The organism is Litorimonas taeanensis (genome assembly GCF_003634015.1).
GTDB lineage: Bacteria > Pseudomonadota > Alphaproteobacteria > Caulobacterales > Maricaulaceae > Litorimonas > Litorimonas taeanensis.
The window spans coordinates 817,220-839,389 of the sequence record NZ_RBII01000002.1 but is presented as its reverse complement, the minus strand read 5'-3'; the positions used below and the strand labels follow the sequence as shown (position 1 = coordinate 839,389).

The following is a 22,170-nucleotide window of genomic DNA, read 5'->3' as shown; positions in this document are numbered from 1 at the left end:
CTTATTTGCCACTCTTTAAAAGTTTCGTCACCCGCGCCGCAATCATCGTCGGCGTAGAGCGGCCAGAAAAATAATCTGCATATTGGCCATCTTTATCCATTAAATACATGATGTCGGAATGATCGACCGTATATTCGCCGGCGCTGTCAGGTGTGTCGACTTTGGTCGCATATACTTTATAGGCCGCTTTCGCGACTTCTATTTCTTCAACCGTACCGGTAAAGCCCTTCAGTCCTGTTGGGAAACCACTCGCTGTCACATATTGCGAAAGGCTCTCTACCGTGTCGCGCTCTGGGTCGACACTAATCAATACATATCCAATATCATCAGCCTGAGACCCTAACATAGATTGCGCCTGCCCCATTTTTTGCAAAGCCGTCGGGCAAACATCTGGGCAATATGTAAAACCAAAATAAATCAAATGCGGCTTTCCTTGAAGGTCTGCCTCGGTCACGCGATCTCCATTTTGGTTGACGAGGGAAAATGCACCGCCCAAGTCAGCCGTACCCGATGTCACAGTTTGTCCAGAACGGGCTGTTTTCTCGCCATTACCACATGCCATCAAAGCAAAGGCTGCAAAGGCACCCAGCATCGTTTTTGCAATCATATTCATTCTGTCACCTTTTTCTCTATCAAACCCTTGGGCCGGCACTATATACAGGGCTATAGTCAAATTCTTGGATAGGCGCCATAGGCACGACATCAGTTTAGGCTTGCCATTTTGACGCGCCGTAGCGCAAAAGCCTATTATGCATCAACACGCAGACATTATTTTCGGATCAAACGCCTTACAGCCGCTCCAAACTCGCCCAACACAAACTATGGGGCGTCTACGGCGTTATACGCTCGTCCTATTGCGCTGGGGCGCTATTGGCGGGCAAATCTTGGCGCTCTTATGTGTCAGCCTTATCTTAGAATTTCCATATCCTGTCTTGGCCTGTTGCGCGGTTATTGCCGCCAGTATTTTCATTAACTTAGCCATCACCGTTTTATATCCTCTGGATAGGCGCGTCAGTGACCGCGAAGCCTTGCTACAATTAGGGTTCGATATATTACAGCTTGCCGCTTTGCTCTGGCTAACGGGCGGGATAACCAATCCTTTTGCCATCTTGTTTTTGGCGCCAATTGTAACGAGCGCGACGACTCTCTCTAAATCCGTCCTCTTTATTCTGTCGGCCCTTGCGACGCTTTTATCCTTTAGCTTGGTGTTTCATTCACAGCCCCTACCTTGGGATCCAGATAATCCTTTAATGCTCCCCTTTACCTTTCGTATTGGCGTATGGATTGCGATAATGGTGGGGTCTATTTTCACCTCCTTATATGCCTGGCGCGCCACCAAAGAGAGCCGAAAAATGGCGGCGGCTTTGGCGGCCACAGAAACAATGCTGGCCCAAGAACAAAAACTCTCAGCGCTTGGCGGACTCGCGGCGGCGGCGGCCCATGAACTCGGTACGCCATTGGCGACCATTCAGGTGACAGCCAAAGAAATGACCCGCGAAATTCCCAAAGGTTCTCCTTTGGCCGACGATGCCGCCTTGGTTCTCTCGCAATCTCAGCGTTGCCGCTCTATCCTTGAGCAGCTTGCCCTGCGCGGCGATGAAGGTGATGCCATTCATGACCGCCTGACACTCGAAGATTTGTTCGAAGAAGCAGCAGAGCCATTTATTTTAATTGAACCCGATATTATTATTGAGGTGAGCGGTACTGGCCCAGAGCCCGAGCTTAAACGCCAAGCCGAACTCGTCTATGCTTTGAAAAACTTTATCGAAAATGCTGTCGATTTCGCCTCTGAAAAAGTCCGCCTCTGCGGGGTTTGGAATGAAACAACAATCAGCGTATTTATTGATGATGACGGCCCGGGCTTTGACCCGACATTAACAGATCGTTTGGGCCAGCCCTATGTCACGAAGCGATCACGTCAAAAATCAAAAAAGCCTACGGCAGGCGGGTTAGGCCTTGGTGTATTCATTGCTTCGACCTTGGTTGAACGCACAGGCGGACAAGTGGCCTTTAAACGCGGCCCCCTAGGCGGGGCGCGTGTTGAGGCCGTTTGGCCCAGAGACGCTCTCGTGGCAAAAGCCTCATAAACGGGCCGATTATCGCGCAATTACATATCTGCCCTGCAAGGCCAGAGACTAATTTCATTGCTATAGCGTCATTTTTTTGGCAAAAGAGTTCCCGAATTTAAATGCGCCTGACCGATTATGTGACGCTCGGTACTTAACGTCACCATTTGAACGGAAAATAGACATGACCGAATATGTACTGCCCGAAGACGCAAGCCTTTTAATTCTGGACGATGATGCACCGTTTCGTACACGTCTCGGGCGCGCCTTGGAGCAACGAGGATTTACCGTAGAAACTGTTGAAACCGTTGCCGAAGCCCGCGCCAAAGTGAAATCAAATCCACCTGCTTTTGCCGTACTCGATATGCGCCTCGAAGACGGAAATGGATTAGATATCATTGATCTTTTACATCAGACGCGGCCCGATTGCCGCATGGTGATGCTGACGGGCTATGGCAATCTCGCTACCGCTGTCTCTGCTGTGAAACGCGGCGCGGTGGATTATCTGGCTAAGCCAGCCGATGCAGATGATGTTTGCAAGGCACTTCTGGCGGAAAAGGGCGAAGCCCCTGAGCCCCCTGAAAACCCTATGAGCGCGGATCGCGTGCGCTGGGAACATATACAGCGTGTCTATGAGTTATGCGGGAAAAATGTGTCTGAAACGGCGCGGCGGCTTTCTATGCATCGCCGAACCCTGCAACGTATATTGGCCAAACGCGCCCCGCGTTAAGCCTGACTTTAGGGTTTGACTTGCCCAACGATAGCGAGCTTTTTACCATCAGGGCTAATGGATAATCGCGCGGCATTTACAAGGCCGTACTCTGTTAAGTCAGCGAGGCTTTCCCAGCCATCTGACGGCCCCTCTTTCCAGCGATAGAGCGTGTCTTTCTCGATTATAAAAATAGAACCTTCTGGGCTCCAACCATAATTGGCGTTGGTGCCTTTGATCGGTGTTAAGGGCCGCACAGATTTAGTTTTTGGATCCAGCGCTTTAATCCATACGCTTTCATTGCCTTGGCGGTGAACAAAGCTGAATTGATTTGTACCGGGAATAACATAAGGCGTGGACGGCACAGCATCGCCGGTAATGTAATCGCTCGTTTTCTTATCTTTATGGGTCAGGCTGATATTAAACCCATAACGCGACCAATACAGCACATCATCTGTTGCGTGATTCCAGCTATAATAACCAATCGGCTCTCGCAACGTATCACCGGGCAAGAGTCTCTTAGAGATTTCAGGATTATTTCGCGCTATCACTTCCACGGTTTGCCATGCGCCGGGACCATCCGATACAAAAGAAATAGAAGCATTGTCTGGGGTTGCGACAGGCGAGAATTCATTCGTCTCTGTGCGCGTGATTTGCCGCGTTGTCCCATCCACCAGAGAATATTCATAAATATCGGTCTGAAAGTCATCGCTACGGGCATAGAGAAAAGCACGGCTATCGGGCGTAAAGCTCGGTTGATTATCATAACCCGCCCGCAGCGTAACATTGCGGCCATTGGCAATAGAGACTGTGTCGCCGAGCTTTAAGTCAAAGAGAAATATTTCAGTTTCAGGGAAGCTGGCTTTTTCGCGCGGGGCAGACTGCGCGCTGGCCGTGACTGACTGCACCGCCAAAACCGAAAGCCCCGCCATCACAGCAGACATATATCTCGCAGCAAAGCCCATAATACTCCCCTAAATTTTAGAAGAGCTTATGGGCTTTACCGCGTGAACGGAAGTTCAATAATAAGAAAAATGGTAGTGAGAGTGAGACTTGAACTCACGACCTCAGGATTATGAGTCCTGCGCTCTAACCAGCTGAGCTACCCCACCATACCAAGGTTTGCGGCCAGTTTGCCGCAAGGTGTGGGGCCTATAGCCAATTCATGCCGTTCTGCCAAGCATTAAACTGCGCAAAATTCACTCGTTTCTGGAATTCCCCTTTATGCCAAAAACATCAAATGCGGATCTTCCAGTAGAGCGCGCATATCTTGCATCATCATAGCGGCGTCATAGCCATCAATGACGCGATGATCGCAAGAGACTGAGAAGTTCATAACTTTGCGTTCTGTTACCTCTCCGCCTTCTAAAACCAGCTTTTTGCGAATTTTGTTCGGACCAAAAATAGCCACTTCAGGTCGGTTAATCACAGGCGTTGTGACAATCCCGCCAAGCGGGCCCAAAGACGTCAGCGTTGTTGAGGCGCCGCTCATTTCTTCGGGCTTTAACTTATTATTACGCGCGCCATCGGCCAGACGGGCGATTTCATGCGCCATGTCCCAAACTGACAAGGTTTGCGCCTTGGCCAGCACAGGCACAACCAGACCAATATCCGTTTGCGTTGCAATACCCAAATTCAGGTCAGAAAATTGCGAGACATAGCCTTGCTCGTCCATATAACGCGCGTTGAATTGCGGCCAATCGCGCAATGTCACGGCCAAAGCCCGAATAATAAGCGGCAGAACCGTTAGCTTCGGCTTATCCTCTGATTTTTTTGCATTAATACGCGCGCGGAAATCTTCGAGCGCCGTCACATCAATTTCTTCAACATAGGTGAAATGCGGAATATGGCGTTTCGCCTCTTGCATACGTTGTGCAATGACGCGGCGTAGACCGATAACTTTAATACGGGTTTCGCCGTCGACGGGCTCTAATGCTTTTTCTAAGAGATCTAAATCCGCATGGGTGATTTGCCCCTCATGCCCGCTCGCCTTGGCTTTCGTAAGGTCAATTCCTGAATCGGCCGCGCGTTTGCGTACGGCTGGACTGGCCAGAACTTTGGCCGCGCTTTGCTGAGTGGGCGCGGGTTTCGGGGCACTCGCTTGCGGCGCCGCGGCAGGGGTGTGTTGAGGCTTTGGCGTTGATGTTTCTGCAGGTGCAGGTGCAGGCGCAGATGCAGGCGCTGGCGCAGAGCCGGCCTCTGTTTCTAATACGACCAAGCCGCCGCCAACGGCAAACATATCGCCTTCTTCGCAGCCCAGACTTAGAATTTTGCCTTTGACGGGCGAGGTCAATTCAATTGTCGCCTTATCAGTCATGGCATCTGCAAGCGGGTCATCTTCGTCGACCATATCTCCGACGCTTACATGCCAAGCTGTAATTTCGGCCTCGACAACGCCTTCGCCAATATCGGGTAATTTAAAGACAAACTCACCCGATGCGCCATCGGAACCAGATATAGCCGCGCCCGAAATAGCTGAGCCCTCATCATTTGAGTCTGAATTTGGCGCTTCATCAGAGACATCGCCGTCTGTTTCTAATATCACCAGCGCGCCGCCCACAGCGAACATATCACCTTCTTCACAGCCGAGGGATTTCACAACGCCTTCAACGGGGGATGTTAACTCAATCGTAGCCTTATCCGTCATCGCATCGCCAAGCGGAGCATCTTCTTCAACACGGTCGCCCACAGACACATGCCAAGCCGTGATTTCTGCTTCTACGACGCCTTCGCCGATATCCGGTAATTTAAAAGTATATTCGCCCATGATAAATTAAGCGCCTTTCAATACGGCTTTCACCGCCCGTTTAACCCGTTTTGGCCCGGGGAAATAGGCCCATTCTTGTGCATGAGGATATGGGGTATCCCAACCCGTAACGCGCTGAATCGGCGCTTCCAAATGATAGAAACAATGTTCTTGAACCAGTGAGGACAGCTCCGCGCCAAATCCAGACGTGCGTGTTGCCTCATGTAAAATTACACAGCGGCCTGTTTTCTTCACCGATTCCACAATCGTGTCTAAATCCAGCGGCAAGAGCGAGCGCAAATCAATAACATCAGCCTTTATGCCCATCTCTTTGACAACAGCGTCAGCCACCCAAACCATTGTGCCATAAGCCAAAATAGTCACGTCGTCGCCTTCGGCAATCATACGGGCTTTTTCAAAGGGCACAGTATAGTGCCCTGCTGGTACTTCGCCGAGTTCGTGCTTTTTCCAATTCAGCGCCGGCTTATGCGGATCGCCGTCAAATGGGCCGTTATATAGGCGTTTTGGCTCTAAAAATAAGACAGGGTCATTATCTTCGATAGCCGTAATCAACAGGCCCTTGGCATCATAGGGGTTAGAAGGAATAACCGTCTTCAAACCCGAAATATGGGTGAAGAGCGCTTCTGGGCTTTGGCTATGCGTCGTTCCGCCATAAATACCACCGCCAACGGGGGTGCGAATGGTCAAAGGCGCTGTGAAATCACCATTTGATCGATAACGCAGACGCGCGGCTTCGGAAGCAATTTGATCATAAGCAGGATAGATATAATCCGCGAATTGAATTTCTGCCACAGGGCGAAGGCCGTTTGACGCCATACCAATAGCGATACCGACAATGCCGCCCTCTGAAATCGGGGTATCAAAACAGCGGTGCAGACCATGTTTTTCCTGAAGCCCTGCCGTACAGCGAAATACACCGCCAAAATAGCCGACATCTTCGCCAAACACCAAAACATCTGGGTCCTGGCTCATCTTTACATCAAGCGCATCACGGATGGCTTCAATCATTGTCATTTGAGGCATTAGCCTAGCTCCTCATTAAACATTTGTCTTTGTTCGCGTAGATGCGATGGCTCAGTCTCGTAAACTTGCTCAAACATGGTGCTGTCAGGAAGCTGCGTCGAATTCGCAACCGAGCCCATGGCTTCGGCTTCTTTGAATGTTTCGCGCACTTCTTTCTTTAGGGTCTCTGCCAAGGCCGCATGACGTTCATCATCCCAAGCCCCCATATAAATCAGATGCGTTTTCAAACGCTGAATCGGATCACCAAAAGGCCAAACATCACCTTCATTTTCCGCCCGATATTTCGAAGGGTCATCGGATGTGGAATGCCCTTCTGCGCGGTAGGTATAGTGTTCGATGACGGTTGCGCCGCCGCCGCCGCGAGCCCGTTCGGCGGCCCATTGTGTCGCCGCATAAACGGCCAAAATATCATTCCCATCGACGCGTAAAGTCGCAAGACCATAACCTGTACCCCGGGCCGCAAACGTTTCGCCTCGGCCTGCGGCAATGCCTTGGAAACTAGAAATCGCCCATTGGTTATTTACCACATTAATGATGCACGGCGCGCGATAAGTTGACGCAAAGTTTAGGGCATAATGGAAATCCCCTTCGGCTGTTGCGCCTTCACCGGTAAAGACCGAGGCAATACCATCTGTGTTCTTATAGGCTTCTGCCATCGCCCAACCGACCCCTTGGATAAGCTGCGTTCCCAAGTTTCCTGAAATTGAGAAAAAGCCATGCTTTTTAAAGGAATATAAGACAGGAATGGATTTCCCATCCAGCGGGTCACCCGAATTCGACAAGACCTGACACATCATTTCCTTCATCGAAGCCCCGCGCGCAATGAGGATACCTTGCTGGCGATAGGTCGGAAATGTCATGTCATCATCGCGCAAGGCCAAGGCATGACCAACGCTTACGGCCTCTTCGCCTGTTGATTTCATGTAAAAACTCATCTTGCCTTGGCGCTGCATTGTGAACATGCGCTCATCCATTGCGCGCGTTCGCATCATGATTTCCAAAGCTTCGAGCTTTTTCTCTAAGGATAAATCCGTTTTCCACGGCCCTGCATTTTCACCATTAAAGCGCAACACACGTATAAGCTTCAGGGCGTGCTCTACTGTGTCATGCGCGTCGCAAAGAGGGTCTGGGCGCACAGGTGTGTGATTCGATGGTACCGAGATATGGGAATAATCTGGTGTATCCCCTGGCCGAAAAGGTGGCTCTGGTACAAATAATTTCGATTGATTGGGTTTTTTAGACGCTGCTGAGGCGGGCGTCTTGTCAATATTTTCAGTCGAATTTGGTGTTTGACCCATTTGTCGTCCCCGTATATTGAGCAATTGTGATAATTTAACGCCTATTTTGCGCAAATTGTTTCAGAACATTTGACTTTTCCGCGTAATTTACCCAAAAAACACGATATAAATATAACGAAATAGATGCGAATAGCGCATAAGACGCTATATTATTGCGTGAATTTGATAAATGGGAGATTATCATGCCTGAGACTATAGACAATATTGATGCCAAAATACTGCACCTCATTCAGGGCAATGCTGGCTTGTCTGTTGCGGATATATCAGAGCAAGTTGGACTATCCTCCTCGCCGTGCTGGCGACGCATTAAACGTATGGAAGAGCTCGGCATCATAGAAAGCCGTATTACCGTTCTTAACCGTTCTAAATTAGGGCTCGATTTCGAAGTTTTCGTTGCCGTTAAACTAGCTCTGCCCAATCGTGCCAATATGGAAAAGTTTGAAAAAGCTGTCGCGCGAATGCCCGAAGTCATTCAATGCGCTGTCGTTACTGGGGCTGTTGATTTTATGCTCCGCGTCGTTACCAAAGACATGCATAGCTATGAAGATTTCTTGCGCGAGACCCTCTTGTCAATTGACCTGATTTCAGATGTCCAATCACGAATTGTCCTGCGGCAAAGTAAAGACAGCAATGCCATCCCGTTAAACCTGATTAGCAATGCTGTGCCGCGACTCTAGGATATAACTGCGGTCACTAGAAAAATTTCCCGCAGAGCTAAGTTTTTACGGATATATTTAGCGCAAAGCCTTGCATTGGGCTGTGCTTCATATTGACTTCGATACAGACCCGCCTTAACCGAGCCTCTTACTCTTTTTTGGATAGTTTCACCATGCCCGTCCCAGTGATTGTTCTAAATTTTGGCCATAGCGTTCTCCGTTCCTTGGATGATTACACGAATGCGGCCTCAGAAATTTATCGTCATTACCGCCAAGGGCAAAATGTCGTCGCTGTGACATCCGCCCAAGGCGACCAGAGTGATATTTTAATGGCAGAAGCCCGCCGTGTCGGCCCAGAAGGCCGCGCCAAAAATCTGCCTGAACTTATTCAACTGGGCGAGCGCCGTTCAGCGGCTTTGCTCGCTTTGGCCTTAGAGCGCATTGGCGCGCCCGCTTTTGTTCGGCAGGCCAGAGATTTAGGCTTAAAGGCCAAAGGCACCTATACGGACGCTGAACTTGTCGGGCTTGATACGGACCAGCTTTTACAAGACCTTAAAGATCACGATATTGTTGTCATGCCTGGCTATGTCGGGATTGGCGAAAAGGACAGACCTGTTCTGCTTGGTCAGGGCGGAGCGGATTTAACCGCGCTTTTCGTGGCTCAGCAAATCAACGCGCCGGCCTTATTATTAAAAGACGTAGACGGCGTTTATGCGCGCGATCCCAAACAGGCCGGAGATAGCCCAGAGCGTTACACCCAGATTAGCTGGGATGACATGGCCAAAACCGCCGGCCCATTAATAGAGCCCAAGGCACTTGGCTTTGCCAAAAAACATGAACAATCTTTCCGCCTCGGCAAACCTGGCATTCCTCTTTATACAGAGATTGGCCCCAAGACGGCCAATTTATCCTTGCCGCCAAAAGTCAAAAAACTTCGCATTGCGATGATGGGGTGCGGCGTTGTGGGCGGCGGTATTTTCCGCCGTGTTGAAGCCCATAAAGACCGCTTTGAAATTGCGAAAATCATGGTGCGTAATGTCGAAAAATATATCGACCAAGGCTATAGCCCTGATCTTTTGACGACAGAATTCGCAGATTTGGAAGCGTCGAAACCCGATATCTTTGTTGATGTTTCTGGCGGTATTGAACCCGCGCTCTCTCATTCAAAAGCTATGATTGCCAATGGCGTCCATGTGGTCAGCGCCAATAAACAAGCCATCGCCGCGGGCGGGCGCAGTTTAGTGAATTCTGCTGCCGCCAAAGGGGTGCAGCTTTTATTCTCTGCATCAGCAGGCGGCGGCATGCCCGTTTTGGAAATGTGTAAACGCGAATTGGGCCGCATCACCCGCGTTCAGGCTTTGCTAAATGGGACGACGAATTTCATGCTCGGAGAAATCAGCAAAGGCCGCTCTTATGAAGACGCCCTTGCAGAGGCCCAAGAAAAAGGCTTTGCCGAAGCCGACCCCTCTGGCGACGTGAACGGCGCGGACGCTGCCGCCAAGATTCGCCTCGTCGCTTTGCTGGGGTTTGACGAAGAAATCTCGCTTGAATCTATCCCTTGCGACACGATTGAAAACTTTGCCCCAAGCGGCCCGCCCAAAGGCGCCATCAAGCGCATTGCCACACTCTGGAAAGATTCAAACGGTTTCTCATCTCGGTTGGAATTAAAAGACCTTAGCTTGAACAATTTCATCGCACAGGCAGATGGCGAAGAAGCCCATGCTATTTTTGATTTTGATGATGGCGACCAATATCGCATTCGCGGCAAGGGGGCCGGCCGTTGGCCAACCACAGAATCCGTCATGGCGGATCTCTATGATATTTCGGCCTTAAATTTATAAGGCATTGGGCCGCCTTGACCTCTATCGGCGATAAATATGACGATATCGCGGTTTGGTGGAATGCGCGGCATCTTGATTCAGAATATGGAATAGCGCCCTTTGAAAAAGCCCTATCCTATTTCAGGTCGTCAGAAGCTTTAGCCACAGAGAGTTTAGCCACAGAGACTTTAGCCACAGAGGACTTACCATCCGCCTCAGCCTTAGACATTGGATGCGGGTCGGGCGGACGATTTATCAGACGGTTAGAGACCCATAACTTTGCGGTGACGGGCATCGATGCCTCAGCCAAAATGATAGACCTCGCGCAAGATAATCACCCCCGCTCCAAATTTATTCATGCCGATATATGTGATTGGGAGGATCAGGACTCTTATGACTTCATTCTCGCATGGGACAGCTTATTTCATCTTCCGCTTTGCCAGCAAAAACCTGTATTATCCAAATTATGCACTTGGCTAAACAAGGGCGGGATTCTTTTCTATTCCTTTGGTGATGATATCGGCGAGCATGAAGGCGAAAGATGGCGCGGCCATGATTTCACCTATAGCTCAATCGGTATTGCGGAGAACCTATCTATTTTAATGGCAGCGGGACTATGCCCCCTGCATTTAGAACGCGACCAATTCCCCGAAAAACACGCTTATATCATTGCAATGAAAAGCGCTTAAATCACGGACTAAAACGGTAGAATTTTCCGCTTCCGTGTATAGCTCGTATAACCGACATTAGCGCCAAGACGAAGGCCAACACCCGTACGAATAGGCGCAAGTGTCACGCCATTTGCGCGTTGGTAATTAATAGACATACCCGCCACCAAATAGGCCGAACCATCAACGCCAGGGAAACGCTGGAATACATAATTGGGGTCATTCAAACCATAAACCAATGTAAAGACCTTGCCCGCATCCGCGCCAACATCAAAACCCACTGTTGGGCCTTGCCAATAAACCTCTTCCGTACGGCCATCTTTCATCCAAAGCGTACCTTTGCCATAGCGCACACCTACCGTCAGCGCGCCGCCCGTTTCCTCGCCTGTAATATAGGCCGTTGGGCGACCGCGATCTTTGAAAAGGCGCTCAATTGCCGAAGCCGCGCTTTCGCTTGTAACGCCTAGATGTGTAGAGACAGCGGCCACAAGCTCGCTTTCATTATAGCTACTGGCTTCTTGTCCAGCCTTGGCTTGGGCCTCACGTATATCTGAATTTGAATTGGGGTTGTTTGCGGCTGTGGCGCAGGCCGAAAGCAAAAGTAAGGCACTCGCGGCTGCGGCGAATTTTTTTAAATTAGCATGCATCATGGGGGCCTCTATCTTTTTCGACTATAATTAATTGGCCCTCTCTGTTGCGCAGTATGGTTAATAAATTGAAAAAATGCGGTGTTTATGAGCGTAAATTAATCTAGGCTTTAAAGGGCGGAACGAGATCTAAACCGACCCCATATACCTATAATAAACAAAACCAGCGACGCTATCGCCGCCAGACTAAACATCATAAATTTCAATGGCGTCAGCAAGCCCGCCGCCGCGCCAAAAATGGACTGCGTTGTCGATAGGAGCAAAGCTAAGGCGCTATCCTCCAGGACATCGGCCAATAGAAATCCGAGAGGTAGAATAAAAAGCCATTGCCAAAAACGGTGGGCCAAGCGCGCTTGTAATATGCCAAACGCGATGGCGGCTTCGAATAGGAGCGCCTGTAAAATCAGATAGGGCACATCAAAAATGAGAGCCAGAAATTTAAGGCGGCGCCCTTCATCGTTTAAGCCCTCAATCGCGGCGAGTGCCTCAGCCCCCGTATAGAAGCCGCGCTCTTGAAGCAGGCTATAACCCTCTATTCTTGATAGCTGCCCAAAATATCCGGGCCCAAAATACCAAGCCGAATACAGTATAAAGACAAGAAAGAGAGCCGCAAATCGCCAACCCTGAAATTTATAAAAAGGGGATCTATTTGGCTGTCTCTCTGAAAACTCTATTGTCATAAATTTAATGGATTAATTCTCAAAAAATTTAATATCATCAAATTTAGAAGTTTCGGGCAAATCTTCGGTCTTATTGATCGTTACAATTATGAGATCTTCCTGTGCCCGCTCAAAGACCGTAAATGTTTGCCCCCGCCTATTAAGATCACCAATAGCCCGTAATGGTGTATCTAAGCGCTTAAGGTCTTGTCGATTATATACCAGATGCGCCGCCTTCATGGGTTTAAACTTACCCTGTAACCCCTGCCCCTCTATCCGCCAAAAGGTATGCCCCGGCAGGCCTATCTTTTTGCGAACCAGTCCCTGCCCATATAGCCACTCTGCCATGGGTTCATCAACGGAAGACATTTGGCCAGAAATAAACAGTCTTGGACGGCCATATTTCTTAAACGTAGGGCGAAGCGCTTGCGTGATAGCATCTTTTTCAAGGCCAAAATGCCCCTCTGATAATACCGCCACTTCAGACAATTTATAGCTCGGGTCATAATTTGATTGGCTTTGGTCTCCTGCCGAAGCACACCCCATTAAGACAGCAGCCATCAAAACTAGAAATAGAGATTTCATAGCTTACACTACACTGAATATTAGGTGGCGTCAAATAGAGCTCAATATGAGTCTTAAAAGCCCAAGGCTAGGGACATGGCGCTATCAGCGCAGCCCTGGGCTTTCAAAGAGGTTTTATCAGCCTCTACTAGGGACAATCTTGATATATGACATGATTCACCTGCCGTAAAATCGATTGATTCTATCTTTTTCATAGGCAATACCTATGCCATGACATTACGTGACCTTGAATATATTTGCGCCGTTGCGGATTTCAAACATTTTGGCAAAGCCGCAGAAGCCTGCTTTGTCAGTCAGCCAACATTGTCAGGTCAAATTAAAAAACTCGAAGAACAGCTAGGCGTTATTTTATTCGAGCGAAGCCATAAAGGCATTCGCGTCACCGATACCGGCAAAGAGATAATTACCATTGCGCGCGAAGCCACTGACGCGGCGAGGCGCATTAAATCTGTCGCGGCCGCCGCGCAAGATCCGCTCGCTGGAACAATTTCACTGGGCTTGATACCCACAGTCGCGCCCTATCTTATCCCGCGTTTCGTCAGAAATATTCAATCAGAATTAAAGAACCTTTCTGTGAATTACCGCGAAGATATTACAGATCGACTGATAGAGGCCTTAATATCAGGGGAATTAGATGTAGCCGTGTTGGCCACCCCGCCCGAAGATGAGAGCCTGACTGCAATTGAATTATATTCAGAACCCTTTTGGCTCATTTTTCCAAAGGGCCATATATTGGACTCATCAGAGACTGTTTCTATGACGGACGTAAAAGATGAGGATGTGCTGCTGCTAACCGAAGGGCATTGTTTTCGCGATCAGGCGCTTTCCATTTGCCGCCCACCGCAAAAACGGCGTCGCCAAAGCCTGCGCGCCACAAGCCTTGAAACACTGATAAATTTAGTGGCCTCGGGCCAAGGCGTGACTTTGGTACCAGCGCTTGCCATGCGAGGAGGCTGGACTCATGACCTAGACCTGTCCTCCAGAGAGCTGTCTGATAAGGGCGCGGCGCGGCAAATATATTTGACCTATCGAAAACAATTTCCAAGAGTCAAAGCCGTCAGGGCTTTGGCTGATATTATTCGTAAGGGCCTACCAGAGAGCGTCAAGACCGAGTAACAAGCCCACTCATGCAACAGACATGTAAAGGAGACATTTATGCAATTAACATTTGAAGGCGGGCTTTTAGGATTTATCCATTTAGCCCTATCCCTCTGGGCCATTATTAGCGTTATTAATTCCAAAGCCTCTGGTCTGGGTAAAGTGATATGGATTCTCTTTGTTTTATTTTTCCCCGTCATCGGATTAATCATCTGGTTCTTTATTGGGCCTAAATCCGCGCGATAAAGACCATCGCCAAAGCTAAGACTATAAAAGAGACAGATCTCTACGCCCCCGTGAAATCTTTTTTCACGGCCTGCGGCTATGCGGTAAAGGGCGAAGTTGGCGCGGCCGATATGGTTGCCATGCCATTGGCCAAAGACGACGATGAGCCCATTATCATTGAATTAAAAACAGGCTTCACCCTGTCTTTATTCCATCAGGCGATTAACCGCCAATCTATGACGGATCAGGTTTATATTGCTGTGCCGCGTAAATCAGGAAAAGCAGCGCTCGTCGCTATTCGGCGTAATAAAATGCTCTGCCGCCGCCTGGGTATTGGATTAATTACAGTGCGCCTATCGGATGGGAAAGTCGTGGTGCATTGCGAGCCCAAGCCCTTTACCCCGCGCAAAATAAAGGCCCGTAAAACGAAATTGATTTCTGAATTTGAAAGCCGTCACGGTGATCCTAACTCTGGTGGTATGACCTCATCTGGCATGATGACGTCTTATCGCCAAGGCGCGCTACGCTGCGCCAAAGTCTTACACGACGAAGGCGCCTGCAAAGCCTCTTATGTAGCAAAAATGGCAGGGTTTGAGAAAGCCAGAAACCTTATGGCGGCGAACCATTATGGATGGTTCGAAAAAATTGACAGAGGCATTTACGGCTTAACACCCGAAGGGGCAAAAGCCCTAAACGACCATGCCGAAGCCGTTTCCTCTATGATGTAGGGCGTCATAGCGCATTTAATTTAGCCCCCCTATCACCCTTTATTCAAGGCTGTTAATTCAATTGAGACAGTCAGAGCGGCACAGTTCCGCTGATAGTTCGCATCATAAAAAAAGCCGCCCTTAGGCGGCTTTTATAATCGGAATATCGGACTGTTTATTTCAAATCAAAACGATCCGCCATCATCACCTTGTCCCAAGCCGCAACAAAGTCACGAACGAATTTCTCTTTCGAGTCAGAACAAGCATACACTTCGGCGGTGGCGCGTAGGACAGAGTTTGAACCAAACACCAAATCATTGCGTGTACCCGTCCACTTTGTTTTACCTGTGGCACGGTCTTTACCGACAAATTCGCTTTCATCGTCATTTGTCGATGTCCATACCGTATCCATATCGAGCAGGTTGACGAAGAAATCATTCGTCAATGTGCCAACATTATCAGTAAAGACGCCGTGGTCATTGCCCGTATTTGCGCCCAGAACCCGTAGACCCCCGACAAGAACAGTCATTTCTGGAGCCGTCAAAGTGAGCAATTGCGCGCGGTCAAGCAGGATATACTCGTCTTTACGGAAATGTTTGCCACGTTTGAAATTCCGGAAACCATCTGCCAAGGGCTCTAGGACCTCAAAGCTCTCAACATCTGTCATCTCGTCTGTGGCATCTGTACGGCCCGGCGTGAAAGGTACGTTAATATCAAAACCAGCCGCCTTTGCTGCGGTTTCAACACCGACGCAGCCACCTAAAACAATAAGGTCTGCCAAAGACACGTCGCCTTTGAAATCCTTTTGGATTTTCTCGTAAACCTTAAGGACTTTTGCGAGCTGTTTCGGATTATTCGCTTCCCAATCCTTTTGTGGAGCCAAACGAATACGCGCACCATTTGCACCGCCGCGCATATCAGAACCGCGGAAGGTTGACGCCGATGCCCAAGCTGTCGCCACTAATTCAGAGACAGATAATTTTGTTTCTGAAATCGTTTTTGACAACGCCTTGATATCTTTATCCGTTAACGGTTTGCCTGTTGCGGCTGGAACGGGGTCCATCCAGATTAATGTTTCTTCTGGCACTTCTGAACCAAGATAGCGCTGCTTTGGTCCCATATCACGGTGCAAGAGTTTGAACCACGCCCGTGAGAATGCATCAGCAAGCTGATCAGGGTTTTTATGGAAACGCTCAGCAATTTCGCGGTAAATTGGATCGGCTTTCATCGCCATATCCGCTGTCGTCATCATAAGCGGTTCTGATTTGCTCGGGTCAGAGGCATTAGGGGCCTGCGGCGCACCAGAGCCTTTGACAGGTGTCCATTGCTGCGCCCCAGCGGGTGAACGCGTCAATTCCCATTCATGGCCCAATAGCACGTCTAGATATCCATTATCCCACTGAATAGGGTTGGCCGTCCAAGCGCCTTCGATACCGGATGTCGTCATGCTTGCCGCGACATTGCCGAGCTCTTGCTCCCAGCCAAGACCTTGCTGCGTCATTGACGCGGCTTCGGGTTCTGGACCGACATATTTATCAGGGTCATGCGCGCCATGAGCTTTACCAAAAGTATGGCCGCCCACAGTCAAAGCGACAGTTTCTTCGTCATTCATCGCCATACGGGCAAATGTCTCGCGAATATCACGCGCTTGCGCAATCGGATCTGGCACACCGTCTGGCCCTTCGGGGTCAACATAAATAAGCCCCATAACAACCGCGGCCAGCGGTTCAATTAATTCACGGTTTTCACGGTAGCGTTCATTAGCCAGCCATTCTGTTTCCGGCCCCCACCAAACGTCTTGTTCAGGTTCCCATACATCGGCGCGGCCAAAAGCAAAGCCAAACGTCTTAAGGCCCATATCTTCGATAGCGACATTTCCTGCATAGACAAGCAAGTCAGCCCAAGACACAGCGCGGCCATATTTTTGTTTAATCGGCCATAAGAGGCGGCGCGCTTTGTCGAGGTTACCATTATCAGGCCAGCTGTTTAACGGTGCAAAACGCTGCATGCCTGTTCCTGCGCCGCCGCGGCCATCAATCGTGCGGTACGTCCCCGCCGCGTGCCAAGACATACGAATAAAGAACGGCCCGTAATGACCATAATCAGCAGGCCACCACGGTTTGGAATCCGTCAAAATCGCTTTCATATCATTGTAAAGCTCTTCTTGATTGACCGCCGCAAAGGCAGAACCATAATCGAAACCCTCATCCATCGGATCGCCAGATTTTGGATTTTGGTGAAGAACGGCAACGTTCAAGCTCTCAGGCCACCAATTACGGCTTGCGACAGCGTCGCCTGCCTGCATCTTATTTGTGCCATGCATGACAGGGCAACGGCCCTCTGGTGGGCTGTCATTAATATCCCATACTGATGTTCCGACTGGATTTTCCATTTATCTTTCTCCGATAGAATAATTATGAGCAAGGTATAGCGCAGGCCTGTTGATAGAGCTAATCGATTTATTCAATAACAACCATCGGCAAAACCTATGGTCATGCCCGAAAACCCCCGAAAACCCCTTGGCCACGCCTATAGACTCCGAGCCTGTTCCCTATCTGACACAGTAGGCCACAGAAAACCGCGCTTGCTTATATGACGCCTTTCGCTAAATACCCTGCGATGACTGAAGCAAATTCCACATATCAAAGCCGTATCCGCAACTTTTCTATCGTGGCGCATATTGACCACGGAAAGTCCACATTGGCCGACCGCCTTATCGCTTTTACAGGCGGGCTGACGGACCGCGAAATGAGCGAGCAAGTGCTCGACAATATGGATATTGAAAAAGAACGCGGCATTACAATTAAAGCGCAAACGGTGCGCCTTGAATATCAGGCCAAAGACGGTCAGACCTATATCCTCAACCTGATGGATACGCCGGGCCATGTTGACTTTGCCTATGAAGTCTCGCGGTCGCTCTCGGCCTGTGAGGGCTCTATCCTTGTTGTCGATGCCTCCCAAGGGGTCGAGGCGCAAACCCTCGCCAATGTTTACCAAGCCATTGAACATGACCATGAGATTATTCCTGTCTTAAACAAAATTGATTTGCCGGCTGCCGAACCTGAGCGCGTCAAAGAACAGATCGAAGAAGTTATCGGCCTTGACGCCTCTGACGCCGTTGTCTGTTCGGCCAAATCTGGCATTGGCATTGAAGACGTCCTCGAAGCCATTGCCATGCGCTTGCCGCCCCCAGCCGAAGCTGACCCGAATGCGCCGCTTAAGGGCATGCTCGTCGATGCGTGGTATGACACATATATGGGCGTCGTTGTGCTGTTCCGTATTATGGAAGGCACGATTAAAAAAGGTATGCGCATCCGCACCATGAATACAGGCGCGAGCTATACAGTGGATAAAGTTGGTGTGTTTAAACCCAAGCCAACCGATGTGGCCTCTATGGGGCCGGGCGAAGTGGGCTTCTTTACCGCCTCTATCAAAGAGGTCGCTGACGCCGCTGTCGGCGATACTATCACCGAAGATAAACGCCCGACGGAAAAGGCGCTGGCTGGATTTAAACCCGCCCAGCCCGTTGTGTTCTGTGGCATCTTCCCTGTGGACGCCGCTGATTTCGAAGACCTGCGCGCCGCAATGGGCCGATTGCGCCTTAATGATGCGAGCTTTAGTTATGAGATGGAAACCTCCGCCGCGCTCGGCTTTGGTTTCCGCTGTGGCTTCCTTGGCCTTTTACATCTTGAGATTATTCAAGAACGCCTAGAACGTGAATTTGATCTGGACCTGATTACGACAGCGCCGTCTGTTGTTTACACAATGAATATGCGCGACGGGACAACACTTCACCTTCATAACCCCGCCGATATGCCGGACGTCATGCAAATCGAGAATATCGAAGAGCCGTGGATCAAAGCCACGATCATGACACCTGACGATTATTTAGGCGGTATCTTAAAGCTCTGCCAAGATAGACGCGGCGTGCAAACGGGGCTGTCCTATGTCGGTGCCCGCGCCATGGTGGAATATGAATTACCGCTCAACGAAGTGGTCTTTGACTTTTATGACCGCTTGAAATCCGTATCCAAAGGCTATGCCAGTTTCGACTATCAAAGCATTGGGTTAAAAGAAGGCGATTTGGTTAAAATGAGCATCCTCGTCAATGGCGACCCTGTCGATGCGCTTTCTATGCTGGTTCACCGAAGCAATGCAGAAAGCCGCGGACGCCAAATGTGCGAACGCCTCAAAGACCTTATTCCCAGACATTTATTCAAAATCCCCGTCCAAGCCGCCATTGGCGGACGCATTATCGCCCGCGAAACCATCGCCGCCATGCGCAAAGATGTGACCGCCAAATGTTACGGCGGCGACGCCTCGCGTAAGCGTAAACTGCTCGATAAGCAGAAAAAGGGTAAGAAACGTATGCGCCAATTCGGTAAGGTCGAGATACCGCAAGAGGCCTTTATCGCCGCGCTTAAGATGGATGATGATTAAATCCATTTGAAAATGGATTTAATTATCGCGAAGCGTGAGCCAGTGGCAATTTGTGTTATCGTTTCATGATTTCGGTATAGCCCTTAATCGGTTCATAACTTCGTTTCCGTATGGAGTTAACGTCCAATAAGTCATGCTATCCTTAACGGATCTGTTCTTCTCTGACTTTTTGATTAGTCCAAGGGCACGAAATTGAATGACTATTGTCTCAAAATCTGTTTCTTTTAAAAAAAACTTATCAATGGCTTCTTCCTTCAAATGTTCATATTCTGCAAGCTTGGTAAGCAATACTTCTCTTGCGGCAGAGGACAACCTATTTTTCAATTTAGCCTCAACGCATTCATTTATCATAGATGGCGAAATTGCGAAAAATAATTCGCTCCATGTCATTTGAATTTTTTCCATCCACTCCTGCTGGTTACCTTCAAAAATGGAACCAGTACTGAAATAAGTTTGCAGTTCAAACTTGTCGTCTCCTTGAGCAAGCTTTTCTGTTCCAGAAGGCGCCTGCGTTCTTGCTTTATTTAATTGCCTTTCGAGTTCTTCAACTTTCTTACTAAGCTTTAAAATTTCCTGTGAAGCCTCTTTATCAGATACAAGGTCACCTCTCACCCACCCCACTCCAGGGCTTTTACGCTGAAGATTAATTAAGCTTCGACTAACAACAGAACCTAGCTCCTCAGGTGAAGCCCAAAACTTACACATTTTTTTTTGAACTAAACTTCGAAAACTCTCAAGCCGCTTCTGACCTTCAACATCACTCTCGCTTTTGCCAACTTCAATCTTGGAGGGATCTTTATGAAGGAATGCTATTATCGGCTTTCCCGTCGAAAGAGCATAATTATATTCCATTTCTGTATAGCTAATGCCCTCCACATTAGTAGAACCATAGCGCCCTCCAACAATCAAAATGTAATAATCACATTCATCAATTATTGATTTTATTAAGCTCCATTGGTCTTCATCTGCAGCGGGGAAAAGTTCCATTCCAGACGGAATACAGTCTAACTCAAGAAGCGCTTGTATAACGTGTTGTCTTTCTTGACGTAAATCAACATAAGTTGAGCTTATAAAGACTTGATACTTTTTATTCATTTAAACCTCCGCACCTCTCAAGTTGGGTGTATGAAGCGAACTTTGCAACCCTGTCTTAATAAAAGCTGGAACTAGAATGTTTGTTTCCAGCTCGCGAAACTCGCCCACATTTTGAGTTAGGTGAACAGGGTAGGGTTTCACATTTTTTGGTCGTGCTATGCTCGAACCCAATAAATCACACACTAACAAGTGCCACCCACACATTGCCCCCCACGCTTAAAACCGCTAAGCCGCCCGAAACATAGAAAGCCCCACATGGAAATTTTTGAAATAGGTCAGATTGTTCGCCTAAAATCAGGCGGGCCCAAAATGACGGTTAAAAAGGCGGATGGTCAAGACGGAGAGACGCCGATTTGGGCCTGTCAGTGGTTCGACCGTAACGGCAAATTACACGCCGATAGCTTTCCCGAAGATATGCTCGATATTTTCGTGACCAAAACTTATGGGTCATTTGACTCCTAGGCTTTGATCTTCACCGCTTGAAAACTGACCATGCGTTTTTGGGTCTCGCACCAGAGCGCCAATTTCACACATTTCAAGCTTTGTAAAAAGGTCAGCCGCCCGACGGATTTCAGCTCGGGATAGGTTTTTAAAATTTTTGGCAATTGATAAAAGGGTATCCGCGCCGAGAGGTGATGCACATGATGCACGCCAATATTCCCCGTCACCCACATCAACCAGGCGGGTAAATCATAATAAGAACTGCCCTGTAGGGCGGCATGTTTCCTGTCCCATTCGCCGGTGCGCGACCAATGGGTATCGTCGAATTGATGCTGCACATAAAACATCCAAACGCCGATAGAGGCCGCCACAATCACGGTCGGGATTTGAATAAGCACAAAGACTTTCCACCCCACAGCCCAAATTAAAACGCCGTACAGCAAAGCCACGCCCAAATTGGTCAAAAGCGCACTGGCCCAAGGTTTGAATCCTTCTTTCATTGCGCCCAATGGCAAACGGTTATGCAGAAAAAACACATAGGCTGGGCCTATGCCAAACATCACAATCGGGTGGCGATAAAGACGATATTTAAAGCGCCCCCATTTCGAGGCGGCTTTATATTCTTCGACCGTCATCGTCACAATATCATCGCCCATGCCGCGACGATCCAAATTCCCTGACCCCGCATGGTGGAGCGCATGTCCCCGTTTCCAGTGATCATAGGGTGTCAGTGTCAATATCCCGATAAAGCGGCCCACCCAATCATTGACGCGGCGATGTTTAAACATGGCTTGGTGGCCGCAATCATGTTGAATGATGAACAGACGAACCAACAACCCCCCAGCAGGGATAAAGCCAATAACGGCCCAATATTGCCCCGCACTCACCCCTGCCCAAATGGCGGCCCAGAGGGCAAAAAATGGTATGATGGTAATCAATAACTCTAAAACGGCCCGCCCGTCTTCTGCCTTTTTAAAAGGGGCAAGGCGTTGAGACCAAATACGGGCAGACGGCAACATGGAAATCCTATCGAAGGTGCGATTTTGACTTCGCATGATAATGGTAAATATCGCTAATGGGCCTATCGCGCAGGTTTTCCGATATCAAGCCCGCAAATATTACGTTATTGTGACATTGGCGGAGCAAGGAGACGTGCGGGATTAATCCCTGTGCCAAACGGGTTTTTACGCGGGTAAATAGGGGGGCCTTAACAATCATATCCCCGCCCTGACCCAAGGCCCTATAGTCAGAGTGTTCGGCTCACAC

The 22,170-nt window shown here is 49.1% G+C and carries 22 protein-coding genes and 1 tRNA gene; 10 read left to right on the top strand and 13 right to left on the bottom strand.

Features of this window, described 5'->3' with window-relative positions:
• Window position 1: 1 nt before the first annotated feature.
• On the bottom strand, window positions 2-613 hold the full coding sequence (locus DES40_RS11930; protein ID WP_170144984.1) for an SCO family protein: 612 nt from the start codon (window positions 611-613) through the stop codon (window positions 2-4).
• Between the two features lie 136 nt (window positions 614-749).
• On the opposite strand from DES40_RS11930, the gene DES40_RS11925 reads away from it, so the two are divergent.
• Window positions 750-2,087: an ActS/PrrB/RegB family redox-sensitive histidine kinase gene (locus DES40_RS11925; RefSeq protein ID WP_121102455.1), complete on the top strand. Its 1,338-nt coding sequence runs from the start codon at window positions 750-752 to the stop codon at window positions 2,085-2,087.
• A 163-nt stretch (window positions 2,088-2,250) separates the two neighbouring features.
• Window positions 2,251-2,796, top strand: a complete 546-nt coding sequence (locus tag DES40_RS11920) for an ActR/PrrA/RegA family redox response regulator transcription factor (RefSeq protein WP_121102453.1) — start codon at window positions 2,251-2,253, stop codon at window positions 2,794-2,796.
• Window positions 2,797-2,804: 8 nt separating this feature from the next.
• On the opposite strand, the gene DES40_RS11915 is transcribed toward DES40_RS11920, so the two are convergent.
• The 5 genes from DES40_RS11915 to DES40_RS11895 form a co-directional block, all read right to left on the bottom strand.
• The gene (locus DES40_RS11915; RefSeq protein ID WP_121102451.1) at window positions 2,805-3,740 is read right to left on the bottom strand and encodes a TolB family protein; all 936 of its coding nucleotides are present in this window, start codon (window positions 3,738-3,740) and stop codon (window positions 2,805-2,807) included.
• A 70-nt stretch (window positions 3,741-3,810) separates the two neighbouring features.
• Window positions 3,811-3,887: transfer RNA gene (locus DES40_RS11910), tRNA-Met, on the bottom strand.
• Between the two features lie 110 nt (window positions 3,888-3,997).
• Entirely contained in the window at window positions 3,998-5,542 is a 1,545-nt protein-coding gene (locus DES40_RS11905) for a 2-oxo acid dehydrogenase subunit E2 (protein WP_121102449.1), read from the bottom strand.
• Between the two features lie 6 nt (window positions 5,543-5,548).
• Window positions 5,549-6,565 carry an alpha-ketoacid dehydrogenase subunit beta gene (locus tag DES40_RS11900; protein ID WP_121102447.1) on the bottom strand — a complete coding sequence of 339 codons (1,017 nt, stop codon included), beginning with the start codon at window positions 6,563-6,565 and terminating at the stop codon, window positions 5,549-5,551.
• Window positions 6,565-7,863: a thiamine pyrophosphate-dependent enzyme gene (locus tag DES40_RS11895; protein WP_121102445.1), complete on the bottom strand. Its 1,299-nt coding sequence runs from the start codon at window positions 7,861-7,863 to the stop codon at window positions 6,565-6,567. The genes DES40_RS11900 and DES40_RS11895 overlap by 1 nt, the downstream gene beginning before the upstream one ends.
• Before the next feature lie 182 nt (window positions 7,864-8,045).
• Between DES40_RS11895 and DES40_RS11890 the strand changes: the two genes are divergently transcribed.
• From DES40_RS11890 to DES40_RS11880, 3 genes are all read left to right on the top strand, one after another.
• Window positions 8,046-8,540, top strand: coding sequence for an Lrp/AsnC family transcriptional regulator (locus DES40_RS11890; RefSeq protein WP_121102443.1), 495 nt, complete (start codon window positions 8,046-8,048; stop codon window positions 8,538-8,540).
• 152 nt (window positions 8,541-8,692) lie between these two features.
• Window positions 8,693-10,360, top strand: a complete 1,668-nt coding sequence (locus DES40_RS11885; protein ID WP_121102441.1) for an amino acid kinase family protein — start codon at window positions 8,693-8,695, stop codon at window positions 10,358-10,360.
• A 14-nt stretch (window positions 10,361-10,374) separates the two neighbouring features.
• Window positions 10,375-11,028 carry a class I SAM-dependent methyltransferase gene (locus tag DES40_RS11880; RefSeq protein WP_121102439.1) on the top strand — a complete coding sequence of 218 codons (654 nt, stop codon included), beginning with the start codon at window positions 10,375-10,377 and terminating at the stop codon, window positions 11,026-11,028.
• 8 nt (window positions 11,029-11,036) lie between these two features.
• On the opposite strand, the gene DES40_RS11875 is transcribed toward DES40_RS11880, so the two are convergent.
• From DES40_RS11875 to DES40_RS13260, 4 genes are all read right to left on the bottom strand, one after another.
• Window positions 11,037-11,657 carry a DUF1134 domain-containing protein gene (locus tag DES40_RS11875; RefSeq protein ID WP_233345609.1) on the bottom strand — a complete coding sequence of 207 codons (621 nt, stop codon included), beginning with the start codon at window positions 11,655-11,657 and terminating at the stop codon, window positions 11,037-11,039.
• A 107-nt stretch (window positions 11,658-11,764) separates the two neighbouring features.
• Window positions 11,765-12,334, bottom strand: a complete 570-nt coding sequence (locus tag DES40_RS11870; RefSeq protein ID WP_121102437.1) for a hypothetical protein — start codon at window positions 12,332-12,334, stop codon at window positions 11,765-11,767.
• Between the two features lie 12 nt (window positions 12,335-12,346).
• Window positions 12,347-12,898 carry a DUF1134 domain-containing protein gene (locus tag DES40_RS11865; protein WP_121102436.1) on the bottom strand — a complete coding sequence of 184 codons (552 nt, stop codon included), beginning with the start codon at window positions 12,896-12,898 and terminating at the stop codon, window positions 12,347-12,349.
• Window positions 12,899-12,951: 53 nt separating this feature from the next.
• On the bottom strand, window positions 12,952-13,092 hold the full coding sequence (locus tag DES40_RS13260) for a hypothetical protein (protein ID WP_170144983.1): 141 nt from the start codon (window positions 13,090-13,092) through the stop codon (window positions 12,952-12,954).
• Window positions 13,093-13,108: 16 nt separating this feature from the next.
• Here DES40_RS13260 and DES40_RS11860 point away from each other — a divergent pair, with 16 nt between their 5' ends.
• Genes DES40_RS11860 through DES40_RS11850 form a run of 3 tightly spaced genes read left to right on the top strand, consistent with a single transcriptional unit; the run spans window position 13,109 to window position 14,949 of the window.
• Entirely contained in the window at window positions 13,109-14,014 is a 906-nt protein-coding gene (locus tag DES40_RS11860; RefSeq protein ID WP_121102434.1) for a hydrogen peroxide-inducible genes activator, read from the top strand.
• A gap of 39 nt (window positions 14,015-14,053) precedes the next feature.
• On the top strand, window positions 14,054-14,242 hold the full coding sequence (locus tag DES40_RS11855) for a PLDc N-terminal domain-containing protein (protein WP_121102432.1): 189 nt from the start codon (window positions 14,054-14,056) through the stop codon (window positions 14,240-14,242).
• A gap of 50 nt (window positions 14,243-14,292) precedes the next feature.
• A complete protein-coding gene (locus DES40_RS11850; RefSeq protein WP_233345607.1) occupies window positions 14,293-14,949 on the top strand; it encodes a DUF2161 domain-containing phosphodiesterase in 657 nt (218 codons plus the stop codon).
• 154 nt (window positions 14,950-15,103) lie between these two features.
• On the opposite strand, the gene katG is transcribed toward DES40_RS11850, so the two are convergent.
• Complete coding sequence (katG, locus tag DES40_RS11845; protein WP_121102430.1) at window positions 15,104-17,320, bottom strand: catalase/peroxidase HPI; 2,217 nt, start codon at window positions 17,318-17,320, stop codon at window positions 15,104-15,106.
• Window positions 17,321-17,547: 227 nt separating this feature from the next.
• Between katG and lepA the strand changes: the two genes are divergently transcribed.
• Window positions 17,548-19,368: a translation elongation factor 4 gene (gene lepA / locus DES40_RS11840; protein ID WP_121102967.1), complete on the top strand. Its 1,821-nt coding sequence runs from the start codon at window positions 17,548-17,550 to the stop codon at window positions 19,366-19,368.
• Window positions 19,369-19,431: 63 nt separating this feature from the next.
• Here the strand turns inward: lepA and DES40_RS11835 are convergent, their stop codons facing one another.
• Window positions 19,432-20,463 carry a DUF4062 domain-containing protein gene (locus DES40_RS11835; RefSeq protein ID WP_121102428.1) on the bottom strand — a complete coding sequence of 344 codons (1,032 nt, stop codon included), beginning with the start codon at window positions 20,461-20,463 and terminating at the stop codon, window positions 19,432-19,434.
• Window positions 20,464-20,718: 255 nt separating this feature from the next.
• Here DES40_RS11835 and DES40_RS11830 point away from each other — a divergent pair, with 255 nt between their 5' ends.
• Window positions 20,719-20,925, top strand: a complete 207-nt coding sequence (locus DES40_RS11830; RefSeq protein ID WP_121102426.1) for a YodC family protein — start codon at window positions 20,719-20,721, stop codon at window positions 20,923-20,925.
• Here the strand turns inward: DES40_RS11830 and DES40_RS11825 are convergent.
• Window positions 20,922-21,923: a fatty acid desaturase gene (locus tag DES40_RS11825; protein ID WP_121102424.1), complete on the bottom strand. Its 1,002-nt coding sequence runs from the start codon at window positions 21,921-21,923 to the stop codon at window positions 20,922-20,924. The two genes, DES40_RS11830 and DES40_RS11825, sit on opposite strands and share 4 nt — an antisense overlap.
• Between the last annotated feature and the right edge of the window lie 247 nt (window positions 21,924-22,170).